Annotated in this window: 12 protein-coding genes; 9 read left to right on the top strand and 3 right to left on the bottom strand. The window is 62.2% G+C overall.

Annotated elements, in window-relative coordinates; genetic code table 11:
• Positions 1-18 precede the first annotated feature (18 nt).
• The 9 genes from J5M56_RS16375 (at position 19) to J5M56_RS16415 (ending at position 8,552) form a co-directional block, all read left to right on the top strand.
• Positions 19-807, top strand: a complete 789-nt coding sequence (locus J5M56_RS16375) for a protein phosphatase CheZ (protein WP_060476903.1) — start codon at positions 19-21, stop codon at positions 805-807.
• A 12-nt stretch (positions 808-819) separates the two neighbouring features.
• Positions 820-3,039 (top strand): chemotaxis protein CheA, encoded by a 2,220-nt coding sequence (locus J5M56_RS16380; protein WP_207937305.1) that lies wholly within the window; start codon positions 820-822, stop codon positions 3,037-3,039.
• Positions 3,040-3,086: 47 nt separating this feature from the next.
• A complete protein-coding gene (locus J5M56_RS16385; protein WP_186478498.1) occupies positions 3,087-4,205 on the top strand; it encodes a chemotaxis response regulator protein-glutamate methylesterase in 1,119 nt (372 codons plus the stop codon).
• The gene (locus tag J5M56_RS16390) at positions 4,205-4,945 is read left to right on the top strand and encodes a flagellar motor protein (protein WP_060476900.1); all 741 of its coding nucleotides are present in this window, start codon (positions 4,205-4,207) and stop codon (positions 4,943-4,945) included. Before J5M56_RS16385 ends, J5M56_RS16390 begins: the two co-directional genes overlap by 1 nt.
• A 2-nt stretch (positions 4,946-4,947) precedes the next feature.
• Positions 4,948-5,805, top strand: a complete 858-nt coding sequence (gene motD / locus J5M56_RS16395; RefSeq protein ID WP_060476899.1) for a flagellar motor protein MotD — start codon at positions 4,948-4,950, stop codon at positions 5,803-5,805.
• A 154-nt stretch (positions 5,806-5,959) separates the two neighbouring features.
• Entirely contained in the window at positions 5,960-6,751 is a 792-nt protein-coding gene (locus J5M56_RS16400; protein WP_186478497.1) for a ParA family protein, read from the top strand.
• Positions 6,748-7,632, top strand: a complete 885-nt coding sequence (locus tag J5M56_RS16405; RefSeq protein WP_207937306.1) for a CheW domain-containing protein — start codon at positions 6,748-6,750, stop codon at positions 7,630-7,632. The genes J5M56_RS16400 and J5M56_RS16405 overlap by 4 nt, the downstream gene beginning before the upstream one ends.
• Positions 7,633-7,675: 43 nt before the next feature.
• Entirely contained in the window at positions 7,676-8,155 is a 480-nt protein-coding gene (locus J5M56_RS16410) for a chemotaxis protein CheW (protein WP_060476896.1), read from the top strand.
• 1 nt (position 8,156) lies between these two features.
• Positions 8,157-8,552 carry a DUF2802 domain-containing protein gene (locus tag J5M56_RS16415; RefSeq protein ID WP_060476895.1) on the top strand — a complete coding sequence of 132 codons (396 nt, stop codon included), beginning with the start codon at positions 8,157-8,159 and terminating at the stop codon, positions 8,550-8,552.
• A gap of 57 nt (positions 8,553-8,609) precedes the next feature.
• Here J5M56_RS16415 and J5M56_RS16420 read toward each other — a convergent pair whose 3' ends face one another.
• From J5M56_RS16420 to J5M56_RS16430, 3 genes are all read right to left on the bottom strand, one after another.
• Complete coding sequence (locus J5M56_RS16420; RefSeq protein ID WP_207937307.1) at positions 8,610-11,366, bottom strand: DUF6543 domain-containing protein; 2,757 nt, start codon at positions 11,364-11,366, stop codon at positions 8,610-8,612.
• Between the two features lie 83 nt (positions 11,367-11,449).
• Complete coding sequence (locus tag J5M56_RS16425) at positions 11,450-11,785, bottom strand: EscU/YscU/HrcU family type III secretion system export apparatus switch protein (RefSeq protein WP_060476893.1); 336 nt, start codon at positions 11,783-11,785, stop codon at positions 11,450-11,452.
• Positions 11,782-13,341, bottom strand: a complete 1,560-nt coding sequence (locus J5M56_RS16430; protein WP_207937308.1) for a flagellar hook-length control protein FliK — start codon at positions 13,339-13,341, stop codon at positions 11,782-11,784. Before J5M56_RS16430 ends, J5M56_RS16425 begins: the two co-directional genes overlap by 4 nt.
• Positions 13,342-13,348 lie beyond the last annotated feature (7 nt).

Raw genomic sequence — 13,348 nt, forward strand, 5'->3', positions numbered from 1 at the left:
CACCTCAGGGGGGGCGCCATGGAATCAAAACAGTCGTCTTTGGGGGAGTTCGAATCGACCCTGAAGAAGCATGCCCAGGAATTGGTCGAGAGCCTGGAACGGGGCCGTTTCGGCGAGGCGGTGCAGCTGATCCATCAGCTCAACCAGACCCGCGATCGTGGCCTTTATCAGGAGGTCGGCAAGCTCACGCGTGAACTGCACAGCGCGATCGTCAGCTTCCAGATCGACCCGCGCATGCCGCAAGCCGAAGAAGTTTCGCAGATTACCGATGCCACCGAGCGCCTGTCCTATGTCGTCAAGCTGACCGAGGGCGCGGCCAACCGCACCATGGACCTGGTGGAGGAGAGCACCCCGGTGCTCAACGACCTGGCCAGCGAGGCTCAGAGCCTGAGCCTGGATTGGCAGCGCTTCATGCGCCGCGAAGTCGCCGCGCCTGAGTTCCGAGAGCTGGTCAAACGCGTCGACAGTTTCCTGACGCATAGCACCGAGGGTAACCGCAAAGTCGCAGGCCACCTGAACGACATTCTGCTGGCCCAGGACTATCAGGACCTGACCGGCCAGGTGATCAAGCGGGTGACGGCGCTGGTGACCGAAGTGGAAAGCAACCTGCTCAAGCTCGTGCTGATGGCCAGTCAGGTCGACCGGTTTGCTGGTATCGAACATGACCACCAGCAGCTTCGTGCTGAAAAAGATCAAGAAAAACATCCAACTCGGGGTGAAGGTCCGCAGATTCATGCCGATAAGCGTGAAGACGTGGTGTCCGGTCAGGACGACGTCGACGATTTGCTGTCCAGCCTGGGTTTTTAAGGAGCACGTTTAATGAGCTTCGGCGCCGATGAAGAAATCCTTCAGGATTTTCTGGTAGAAGCCGGCGAAATTCTTGAGCAACTGTCCGAGCAACTGGTCGAGCTGGAAAGCCGGCCTGACGATGCTGACCTGCTCAATGCAATTTTTCGCGGTTTCCACACTGTAAAAGGGGGCGCCGGCTTCCTTCAGCTGAACGAGCTGGTGGAGTGCTGCCATATCGCGGAGAACGTGTTCGATATCCTGCGCAAGGGTGAGCGCCGGGTCGACGCGGAACTGATGGATGTGGTGCTCGAAGCACTGGATACGGTCAACAGCATGTTCGGCCAAGTGCGTGAGCGCACCGAGGTGACACCGGCCACACCCGAACTGTTGGCAGCCTTGTCGCGCCTGGCCGAACCTGCCAGCGCCGATGCCCCTGCAGCGCCGGTGCCACAAGCAGCGCCCGAGCCCGAGCCTGCGGCCAGCGAAGCGGACATCACCGACACCGAGTTCGAACAGCTGCTCGACTCGCTCGACGCGGTGAAAGCCGAAGCTGCCGCCTTCGACGCACAGATGCAGGGCGAGACCTTGAGCAACTCGGGTGACGACATCACCGATGCCGAGTTCGAATCGCTGCTTGACCAGTTGCATGGCAAGGGCCAGTTCTCGCCAGAAGTTACCGCTACGCAATCGGTAGTCGTCGCCACGCAACCTGCGAGCGATGAGATCACCGACGAAGAATTCGAATCGTTGCTGGACCAGCTGCATGGCAAGGGCACCTTCCAGGCCGATGCCTTGCCAGCCGCCAGCGCTGGGGCACAGACCGCCAGTGCCGCCGCCGCTGGCGATGAGATCACCGAGCATGAGTTCGAAGCCCTGCTCGACCAACTGCACGGCAAGGGTAAGTTCACCGGCGAAACGGCTGCTGCCCAGGCACCTGCTGCGGTGGCTGCACCGGTTGCGCCCAAGGCGGCCAGCAAGCCGGTCGCCAAGCCTGCCCCAGCTGCGCCTGCCGAGGCCAAGCCTGCAGCTGCCGCGCCAGCTCGCTCCCCGGCACCGGTTGCAGATAAGCCTGCCAGCGAGGCGGAAACCACCGTGCGCGTCGATACCGCGCGCCTGGACGAAATCATGAACATGGTCGGCGAACTGGTGCTAGTGCGTAACCGCCTGGTGCGCCTGGGCCTGAACAGCGGCGACGAGGCCATGTCCAAGGCCGTGTCCAACCTCGATGTGGTCACTGCCGATTTGCAGACTGCGGTGATGAAGACCCGCATGCAGCCGATCAAGAAGGTCTTCGGCCGCTTCCCGCGCCTGGTCCGTGACTTGGCGCGGCAGCTTAAGAAAGAAATCAACCTTGAGCTGGTCGGCGAAGAAACCGACCTGGACAAAAACCTTGTCGAGGCCCTGGCCGACCCGCTGGTGCACTTGGTGCGCAACGCCGTCGACCATGGCGTCGAGATGCCGGACGAGAGGGAAGCTGCCGGCAAACCGCGTACCGGCCATGTGGTGTTGTCGGCCGAGCAGGAAGGTGACCACATCCTGTTGTCGATTTCCGACGACGGCAAGGGCATGGACCCGAATATCCTGCGCGCCAAGGCCGTGGAAAAAGGCCTGATGGACAAGGACGCGGCCGATCGCCTGAGCGAGTCGGACTGCTACAACCTGATCTTCGCCCCAGGCTTCTCGACCAAGACCGAGATTTCCGACGTGTCCGGCCGTGGCGTGGGCATGGACGTGGTGAAGACCAAGATCTCCCAGCTCAATGGCTCGATCAACATCTACTCGGCCAAGGGCCAGGGTTCGAAGATCGTCATCAAGGTGCCGTTGACCCTGGCGATCATGCCGACCTTGATGGTGATGCTGGGCAATCAGGCGTTCGCCTTCCCCCTGGTCAACGTCAACGAAATCTTCCACCTCGACCTTTCGCGCACCAACGTGGTGGACGGCCAGGAAGTGGTGATCGTGCGCGACAAGGCGCTGCCGCTGTTCTACCTCAAGCGCTGGCTGGTCCAAGGGCAGGTGCACGAGGAGCAGCACGAAGGCCATGTGGTGATTCTGTCGGTCGGTACCCAGCGCATCGGCTTTGTGGTCGACCAGCTGGTGGGCCAGGAAGAAGTGGTGATCAAGCCCCTGGGCAAGATGCTGCAGGGCACCCCGGGCATGTCTGGCGCCACCATCACTGGCGACGGCCGCATCGCGCTGATTCTTGACGTGCCGAGCATGCTCAAGCGTTACGCGGCACGGCGTATCTGATTTTCGGCGGAGCACCCTGGCCGGGTGCCCCGCCTAATGGAGTGTTTATGGCAGTCAAGGTCCTGGTGGTGGATGATTCCGGTTTCTTCCGCCGCCGCGTTTCGGAAATCCTCTCGGCGGACCCGACGATCCAGGTGGTCGGCACTGCGACCAACGGCAAAGAAGCGATCGACCAGGCACTGGCGCTCAAACCCGATGTCATCACCATGGACTACGAAATGCCCATGATGGATGGCATCACCGCCGTGCGGCATATCATGCAGCGCTGCCCCACGCCGGTGTTGATGTTTTCTTCGCTGACTCACGAAGGCGCGCGCGTCACCCTCGACGCGCTGGATGCCGGTGCGGTGGATTACCTGCCGAAGAACTTCGAAGACATCTCGCGCAATCCAGAGAAGGTCAAGCAGATGCTGTGCGAAAAGGTGCATACCATTTCGCGCAGCAACCGCCGTTTTGGCAGCTACGCAAGCCAAGCCCCAGCGGTCGCCGTGACATCTGCCAGTGCTCCGGCGCCGGCCAGCGTAGCGCCAGTGCGCAGCGCCATCCCCGCCCGTGCCCCGGCACCAGCTCCTGCTGCGGCGCATACCCCAGCGCCCAAGCGCAAGCCTTACAAACTGGTGGCGATCGGTACCTCCACCGGTGGCCCGGTGGCGCTGCAGCGCGTGCTGACTCAGTTGCCTGCTAACTTCCCGGCGCCCATCGTGCTGATCCAGCACATGCCTGCAGCGTTCACCAAGGCCTTCGCCGAACGCCTGGACAAGCTGTGCAAGATCAGTGTCAAGGAAGCTGAGGATGGCGACATGCTGCGCCCTGGGCTGGCGCTGCTGGCCCCAGGTGGCAAACAGATGATGATCGACGGCCGTGGCGCGGTGAAGATCTTGCCTGGCGACGAGCGCCTGAACTACAAGCCGTGCGTGGACATCACCTTCGGCTCGGCGGCCAAGTCCTATGGCGACAAGGTGTTGTCGGTGGTGCTTACCGGCATGGGTGCCGATGGCCGTGAGGGTGCCCGCCTGCTAAAGCAGGGCGGCAGCACCGTATGGGCTCAGGATGAGGCCAGCTGTGTGATCTACGGTATGCCCATGGCGATCGTCAAAGCCAACCTCGCCGATGCCGTGTACAGCCTGGACGAGATCGGCAAACACCTGGTCGAGGCGTGCGTCTGATGGACGTGCTGAGCCTGATTGGGCTGATTCTGGCCTTCGTCGCCATCGTCGGCGGCAACTTCCTCGAAGGCGGCCATGTCGGTGCCTTGCTCAATGGCCCGGCCGGGCTGATCGTACTTGGCGGTACACTGGCGGCGGCTTTGTTGCAGTCACCGCTGCCGGCGTTCAAGCGAGCGCTGCAGATATTGCGCTGGATTTTTTTTCCGCCGCGGGTCGACCTGGCTAGCGGCATCGACCGCGTGGTCAACTGGAGCCTGACGGCGCGCAAGGAAGGCCTGCTCGGCCTGGAAGGCGTGGCCGATGCCGAACCGGACCCCTATGCCCGCAAGGGCTTGCAACTGCTAGTCGATGGCGCCGAGCCTGAATCGATCCGTAGCATCCTTGAAGTCGACTTTCTGACTCAGGAGAGCCGCGATATACAGGCCGCCAAGGTGTTCGAGAGCATGGGCGGTTACGCGCCGACCATCGGCATCATCGGGGCGGTGATGGGCCTGATTCACGTGATGGGTAACCTGGCCGATCCTTCACAGCTGGGCAATGGTATCGCCGTGGCGTTCGTCGCGACCATTTACGGGGTGGCCAGTGCCAACCTGATCTTGCTGCCGATCGCCAACAAGCTCAAAGCCATCGTTTTGCGCCAGTCGCGTTATCGCGAAATGCTGCTCGAAGGCTTGCTGTCGATAGCCGAGGGTGAGAACCCGCGCTCGATCGAGCTGAAGCTGCAAGGCTTCATGGAGTAGCCATGCGCCGTCGCCGTCATACCGAGGAACATGAAAACCACGAACGCTGGCTGGTGTCGTATGCCGACTTCATCACCTTGCTGTTCGCCTTCTTCGTGGTCATGTACTCGATTTCCTCGATCAACGAAGGTAAGTACAAGGTCATATCCCAAGCGCTGCTTGGGGTGTTCAACGACCCCGAGCGAAGCATGAAGCCGATCCCGATCGGTGATGAGCAGCCGCTGAGCGTGAAACCGGCACAGCCATTGATCAAGGACAGCGAGCAGACCGATGCCGGGTTGGCGCAGACCAGCGTCGACCCGCTTAAGGCGATCAGCGAGGATGTGCGCGATGCCTTTGGCGACCTGATCAAGTCCGACCAGATGACCGTGCGTGGCAACGAGTTGTGGGTGGAGATCGAACTCAACTCCTCATTGCTGTTCGGCAGCGGCGATGCGATGCCCAGCGACCAGGCGTTCGACATCATCGAGAAGGTCGGCAACATCCTCAAACCGTTCGCCAACCCGGTGCATGTCGAGGGCTTTACCGACAACCTGCCGATCCGCACGGCGCAGTACCCGACCAACTGGGAGCTGTCAGCGGCGAGGGCGGCGAGTATCGTGCGGTTGTTGGCCATGCAGGGGGTCAACCCCGCGCGCATGGCCTCGGTGGGGTACGGCGAATACCAGCCGGTAGCCAGCAACGACACTGCTGAGGGGCGAGCGCGTAACCGCCGCGTGGTCCTGGTGATCTCCCGCAACCTTGAAGTGCGCCGCAGCCTGACCGGCTCGGGCACTGCCAATGCCACCCCGGATGCAGCGCTTCGCCGTGCTGGCACACAAAGTGCACCGCCAGCCCCAGCCGCGACGACGCGCCCGTGAGCCGTCAAATCTCTGTCATAGCAAACCAATTGGGGGCAGTTGTCTTGTTAGATTCATCGAAGCCTGCGCGATCATTGCGCGAGCGGGTTCATCGAGACGTCGAGCCGGTGCTTTCACAGGGGCCCTGCAACGCCTTTCAGACAAGAGTGGTGCCATGAGAGTCTGGGCAGTAGCCAATCAAAAAGGTGGCGTGGGCAAGACCACGACGACCATCGCCCTGGCCGGCCTGCTGGCCGAGGCCGGCAAGCGCGTGGTCGTCGTCGATCTCGACCCGCATGGCTCGATGACCAGCTATTTCGGGCACAACCCGGACGCGCTGGAGCACAGCTGTTTCGACCTGTTCCAGCACAAAGGCAGCGTTCCTGAAGGCCTGCCGGGGCAGTTGCTGTTGTCGACCAGCGATGAACGTATTTCGTTGTTGCCCTCTAGCACCGCGCTGGCTGTGCTGGAGCGCCAGTCGCCGGGGCAGAGTGGCCTGGGCCTGGTGATCGCCAAGAGTCTGGCGCAGTTGTGGCAGGATTTCGACTTCGCGTTGATCGACAGCCCGCCCTTGCTTGGCGTGTTGATGGTCAATGCCTTGGCGGCCAGCCAGCAGTTGGTGATTCCGGTGCAAACCGAGTTTCTCGCGGTCAAGGGCTTGGAGCGCATGATCGGCACCTTGGCCATGGTCAACCGCTCGCGCAAACAAGCGTTGCCCTACCAGATCGTGCCGACCCTGTTTGATCGCCGTACCCAGGCCTCGCTGGGCACGTTGAAGGTGCTTCGCGATACCTATGAGCAGCAAGTCTGGCAGGGTTACATCCCGGTCGACACGCGTCTGCGCGATGCCAGCCGCAATGGCGTCACGCCTTCGCAGTTCGACAACAAGAGCCGTGGTGTGATTGCCTACCGAGCACTGCTCAAGCATATGCTCACCTACAAGCCGGCCGCGCAGGTGGTTTCATGACTCTACTGGTTGGCACCAAGCCGCAAATGGCCCTGCAGTCCTACCTTGATGGGCTGTTGCAGGAGGCCACCGAGGCAGAGCAAGGCCTCGAACTGCCAGCGCTGGCCGAAGCGAGCCGCGCCGATGACGAATTTGCCGCAGCGGTGCGTGAAGAGCAGGCACGTGATGCCCGCCAGGCACCGCAGCTGGCGCCGCCTTTCGCCGAGCCCCAGCTAAGGGTGCTGCCCGCTGTGCTGCCGGTGCAAGAGCCGGTGGTGACAGTGGTCGAGGCCGACGTGCTGGCCGAGGCGAGCATTCCTGTGCTGACTGAAGTGCCTGAGCCTGCGCCGGTTGCGCCGCTGGTGGATGTGCACCTGCCGGCCGCGACCATGAACGACGCACCGATCCCGCCGGCCAGCGTCGATGGGCGCCCGGCCTGGGCCGCAGAGCCGTTCGAATGCCTGCTGTTCGACGTGGCCGGGCTCACCCTGGCGGTGCCGCTTGTGTGTCTGGGCTCGATCTACAGCCTGCAGGGCCAGGAGCTGACGCCGCTGTTCGGCCAGCCGGACTGGTTCCTCGGTATCCTCACCTGCCAGGCAGGCAACCTCAAGGTGCTGGACACTGCACGCTGGGTGATGCCCGACCGCTACCGCGAGGATTTCCGCCAGGGCCTCAATTATGTGATTTCCGTACAAGGCTACGAGTGGGGCCTGGCCGTGCATCAGGTCAGCCGTTCGCTGCGCCTGGACCCCGCTGAGATCAAGTGGCGCAGCCAGCGTGGCCAGCGGCCCTGGTTGGCCGGTACGGTCATCGAACACATGTGTGCACTGCTTGACGTCGCAGAACTGGCCGAGTTGATCGCCACCGGCGCGGTCAAGCAACTGCACGCCACACAGAAATAACTGCGAACACAACCGCCAACGGCGGATTAAGAGGGCTAGGGCAATGAAAAAGTCGTCTGGGCAAGGTTCTGAAGATCCGATCCTGCAATGGGTAACCTTCCGTTTGGACAATGAGTCCTACGGCATCAATGTGATGCAGGTGCAGGAAGTGTTGCGCTACACCGAAATCGCACCGGTGCCAGGCGCGCCGAGTTATGTGCTGGGCATCATCAACCTGCGCGGTAACGTGGTGACGGTGATCGACACCCGCCAGCGTTTCGGCCTGATGCCCTCGGATGTCACCGACAATACGCGCATCGTCATCATCGAGGCCGACAAGCAAGTGGTGGGCATCCTCGTCGACAGCGTCGCTGAAGTGGTGTACCTGCGTCAGTCGGAAATCGAGACGGCGCCGAACGTGGGTAACGAGGAGTCGGCCAAGTTCATTCAAGGTGTATGCAACAAGAATGGCGAACTGCTGATTCTGGTTGAGCTGGACAAGATGATGACCGAAGAAGAGTGGTCCGAGCTGGAGAACATCTGAGTTGATCTTCGAGGTAGCGGTGATCTTCCTGGCGCTGCTGTGGGCCCTGAGCCTGTGGTTCTTCCTCAACTACAGCAAACGCCAGCGTGAGCTGGCAGCGCAACAGGCCGTGGGCGACGCGCTGCGTGACCAGCGCATCAAGGACCTGGCCAAGCGCCTGGACGACTACCAGAACGGTACTGTGCGGATGGGGGAGGCCATCCATGAACTGCGTGCGACCGTGGCGCCACTGCCGGAAAAACTTCAGCAGCTGGAGCAGCGCGACCCCAGCAGCGCCACCTTTACCCAAGCCGCAAGGTTGGTGGGTATGGGCGCCAGCGTGGCAGAGCTCACCGAAACTTGCGGTTTGACCCAAGCTGAGGCTGAGCTGATGAGCAAATTGCATCGTGCCGATTGAGGCCGTACAAGGCGGCGTCATGCCGCCTTGTCATTGCTCGCCGAGAACGTCACGGCCTCAAGGCTTGGCCCACGAGTGGTTGCTGCCGATTTTGGCGATACCGTTCAGTGGCAAGTAGCGCTCCATGGCCGCTTTGTAGGCGGCGCGGTCGATGAATTGCTCAGCATTGATCGTCGATAGCGAGTCGAGGTTGGTGATTTGCCTGATCGTCTTGAGGTCAGGCAGCAGGCGGTCGGTCATGTCGGTGAGTAAAGTTGGCCCGGTCAGCCTGCTGAGGGTATTGGCGTAGCGTGCGAAACCCACCGGGTCGAGCATGGGGTCCGGCTTGCTGTTGTAGAAGTCAGGGTTGGCCTGGAACCGCGCATGCATTTCTTCGCTGATCGCCAGCAATGTCGGGTTATTGGCATGGCTGCCGATCAGGCTAGTGTTGTAGATACAGTGGATGTTCATCCGCTCGTTGGCGATCGGAGGGTACAGCAACAGCCCATCGGGTGTGGTTTGCAGGGAGGTGGCGTCTAGGGCCTTGGCCGGTGGCCCATAGTTACGGCCGTTGATGGTCACTGCATGCTCACCCTCGGCCAGCAGCCGGTCGTCGATGTCCATATACAAGCCCCCCTCATGGTTGAGCAAAGGGAAACGCAACACGTCCGCTGCGCTGGAGAAGTTGCGCCCGATGCCTCCATTGCCATCGATCGCGGCCCGATACTGAGGGTAGTTCGCACTTTCCCTGAACTGGGCATAGAACGGCTGCTCTTCCAGCGTCAGCACCCTGACATTGGGGGCGTGCTGGGCCAGGCGTTGCAGGTTGCGCGCATAAGCAACGGGTGACTCGTTGGAGAGGTACAGGCGCAGGCTGAAACGTGAACCGGCCACCGTCTGGCTATTTTTGGCGAGGTTGGCGAGCAGGTTGTCGGGTATCGCTCGGTCGCCCACCCAGATGCTGAGGATCTGCTCAGGGATTGTGCTGCTCGCTTGCAGCGGGAATTCTGGCACCGTTACCGGCAGTGGCAGATCCACACCCAGGGCGCGCAGGCTGGCCGTGCGCATTTGATCGGTTACCGCCCTGCCTTCGGGGACTCGCACCAGGTTTCTGCTGCCCACTTGGCCACGATACAGTGTCGGGTTTACCGCATTGCGGTCGCCGCGCTGTATGAACGCATCGGCCTGGACGTCATAAAGCATATCGGCCGTATAACCTGCGATCACTCCAGTCAGGGTGTCGGGTTCGCCGTTGAATCGCGTGAGGCGGATGATCGCGTCACGAGTGGCTTGGTCAGCACCTTCGAGCGGCGCGACGGGGTCTGGGAGTTGGAAATATTCCAGGGCCTGGTCGGCGGGCAAGACAGGTGGGTCCATCGGACTCAAGGGATAGCCCAATTGGCCATTGACCTCGCGCGGTGCAAGAAACCCCTCGGACTTGAACCGATACAGCGCCGGAGCCTTGGCCGCCCCGGCGATCAACAGCGGCAGGGCGTTGAGTACCCCGAACGAGGCTTCGCCGGCCCCAGCCGCCTGCTGGTCGACCCCCTTGGCATTGATGGCCGCATCCAGCCCTAGGCCGAACTGAGCAATGCCGCCCACAGCGAACAGCGGCGCCAGCTCCGGCAGCACGATCGCCAGCGGCCCAAGCAGGCTGAGGGCCGAGTTGAAGTAACCGCGCCAACGCCCTTTGCTGACCTCGCTGTCGTCGGTGATCAGCGTGTCGGCATCCTGATAGCTGCGCGCCCGCTGGCGGTCAGTCAGGGCCTGGAACAGATCGCCGGTGATGGCCGGGCTGTACTTGTCGGCTCGGTAGTTGACATAGGTGCGGGGCGACCAGACGCCGTTGGTAGTGAAACCAGGGCGGTTGGGGGACAGCCGGTAAACGGCCGGGTAAACGGCAAGGCCTTCCAGTGCCGTGTGCAGGCCGCTGAAGTCCAGGCCGTCAGGCCTGTCGGCGAGGGCAAAGTGCTCGGCCAGGGCGGTACGTTTGACGGGGTCTTTGCATTGCTCGGCCACCCAGTCCTTAAGGCCAGCAGGGCCGGCGACAGTGTGAAAGGGCGAGTCATTGCCTGGCACATACAGCAGAGCGTTGAGCATCTTCTTGTCGTACATGAACACCAAGTCGGTTGCACTGTAGCCATAGACGTTCAGCACGCGCATACCGAAATTGGCAGACCTGGGGAGTAGGCCTGCGGCCTGCCAGGCTAGCTGACGCCCGGTGTCGTCCAGGCTGCCTTCGCTTACCTGCTTGTTGCAGGCGGCGATGAAGGCCATTTTGGCCAAGGTCTGGTGGCTGTGGCCCGCCTCGGTCCAGTAGCGATCGAGCATGCTTTTGTAGGCGCTGTGAAAGTCCATGTTCCAGATGAACCGCTGCAGATCCTCGGCCGGAAGGCCCAGCAGGGTTTGGGGGCCATATACCTGTGGCACGGTGCGCCTGAAGACACCGTTGAACACCTGGTAATTGGCACCGGCTGCGTTCCATGCCGGCGGACGCAAGGCATCGACCACAGTGATAAGCCCTGGCAGATGCCCGGCCCACGGTTCGCCAAACAGACCACCGATCAGGTTGTTGTTCGACTCGCCCTGCCAATTGGAGAGCATCGCTTGGGTCAGCGTGCTTTTGGCCGTGATCACACCGTCGATATGTACTCGATCGGCGCTGGGCTGGTAGTGAAAGGTGACCACGTCGGTTTGATCGGGGTCAAGCGCTACGCCGCGGTTGCTTGCCCACTGTTTGAGCGCGTCGTGGGCAGCGCGGTCAGGCCGTGGGAAGAGGCTCAGGTGCTGGCGAGCGAACTGGATGCCAGCGTCATTGATGAAGGCGTTGGTCATGGCTGTGGCCTTTGCTTGCGTAAGGAGCCGCAAAGGTGCCTAGCTCGGCCTTGCACGGGGTACTAAACATGTACCGGCTGCACTCAGCGTGGATGCGGCAAGCCGTTCAAGGCCGGGGTGATGTCGCGCTCTTCGGGAGGGCAGTCGACGAAGTCCACCGGGACCCTGCCGCGTAGTTGCCAGGCGAAAGCAATGATCTCGGCGATGGTCAGGTACAGTGCTTCAGGAATCTGCTCACCCAGTTCCAGGCGTGCCAAAAGGCGCACCAGGTCCGCATTCTCGTAGATCGGCACTTCGTGTTCGCGGGCCAGTGCCAGAATGGCTTCGGCCAGTTCGTCGTCGCCTTTGGCGCTGAGGGTGGGTGCCTGTTGGCCATCGTAGCTAAGGGCAATGGCCTGGCGCGGTTGCTTGCTGCTCATGCGGTTTCGTCCACCCAACGTTGCTCCACCCGCGTGCGCGGGCCCTGTGGTGGGATGCCGGTATGGCACGCTAGCTCGCCAACGTCCAGGCCGCGTGCCAGCAGGCGGGCGCGTAGGTCGCCAAGCTGGTGGTCGATCAGTTGGGCAGTTTGCTCACGCTCGGCCCAAAGCTGGCCTGATAACCGGCCCTGACTCAGTTGTGCCTGCACCTGTAACGGCCCCAGCGGTGCCAGGTCGAATGCCAGGTCGATGCGCCAGAGTGCTTGCAACGGATCATTCTGCTCGCGTTGCTGGCGCTCGGCTTGTTGATCCGGGGTTTCTTCGCGCTGCAGCTTTACCTGCAAGGGCACGAACTCCTGGCCGTGGCGGATGGGCACTTCGGTTTGCCATGTGCTTTGCATGTTGCCGTTATCCAGTGTGCCCGATTGCTGCAGGCTGCTCAGGGCATGGCTTTGCAGGCGCGAGATGGCAGCGGCGGCCAGGCGCAGCAGTTGTTGCAAGTCGCCTTCGTCCTCCATTGCCTGCAACAGCCGCGACGGTAGCGGAAAGGCGCCGGGCGGTGTTCTGGGGCTTACTCTATCGAGCATGCCCAACGCGCTGCGGGCCATGGCTGGCAGGGCCTGGGCCAGCGGGCTTGCTGCTGTCAGCGGGGTGCCCGGTGCATTGACCGAAGCCTGCGCCACCAGCCGCAACAACTGGGCTTTAAGGTCAGTGGCGACGTTGGCACCCAGGCCGCCGAGCAGCTTGGCTTCGAGGAAAGCACCGCTGTTGTTCAGGGCCTGGGCCAGCGTTTTGCCGTCAGCCAGCTGGCGGGCATCTGGCAGGCTGGCCAACAGGCTGCTGGCAGTGCTGCGCAGCTCACCATCGTTGCCCTGGCTGTCGGCCATTTGCTGCAGGGCAGCGAGCAGGCCGGGCAGGGAGGCCTGGCGGCCTTGTTGCGCCGGCAACTGCTGGGCGATGCTCAATTGATCCTGGCGACCGCTGAGCGGCACGAAGCGCAGCGACTGGTCGCCCTGCACTAAAGCGCTGAGCAGACTGCCGATCGGCAAGGGTCGCGGGCTGTCGATTGTGAGGGTGGCGCCAGCCTGGGCGGTGTTGAGCAAGCTGACCAACGAACGAAAGCTGGCCGCTTCGCCAACTGCCTGGGGCAATGCTTGGTTGGTCAGCACCTTGCCCTGCAGCAACGTGCCAATCGGCACCTTGCTGGTATCGAGCTGGGTGAGGGTGGCGACGTTGCTGGCAGTGGCCTGTTGCACCATGATCGCCAGGCGGTTGCTTTCAGGCTGGCTGACGGTCAATTGGCTGCCTTGTGCGAGGGGCTGGCTGGCAGTGGCCTGCAGTTGGGTCTGGCTGCCGTTGGCCTGAATCACTTGCAACACCAACTGAAAGCTCGTGCCGGTCTGACGCATCGTTAGCACTTGGGCCTGAGCCGTCTCGCCCGGCTTGAGCAGGCCAGGTTGCGCCTGGGTCAGCTTGAGCAGTTCACCGGTCAGTTGGGCCTTGATCGCTTGTGAATTGATGGCGGTTTGTGCGCCGAGACTATTGATTTCAGTCATGATTGTA

Source organism: Pseudomonas sp. 51_B (assembly GCF_017491595.1).
GTDB lineage: Bacteria > Pseudomonadota > Gammaproteobacteria > Pseudomonadales > Pseudomonadaceae > Aquipseudomonas > Aquipseudomonas promysalinigenes.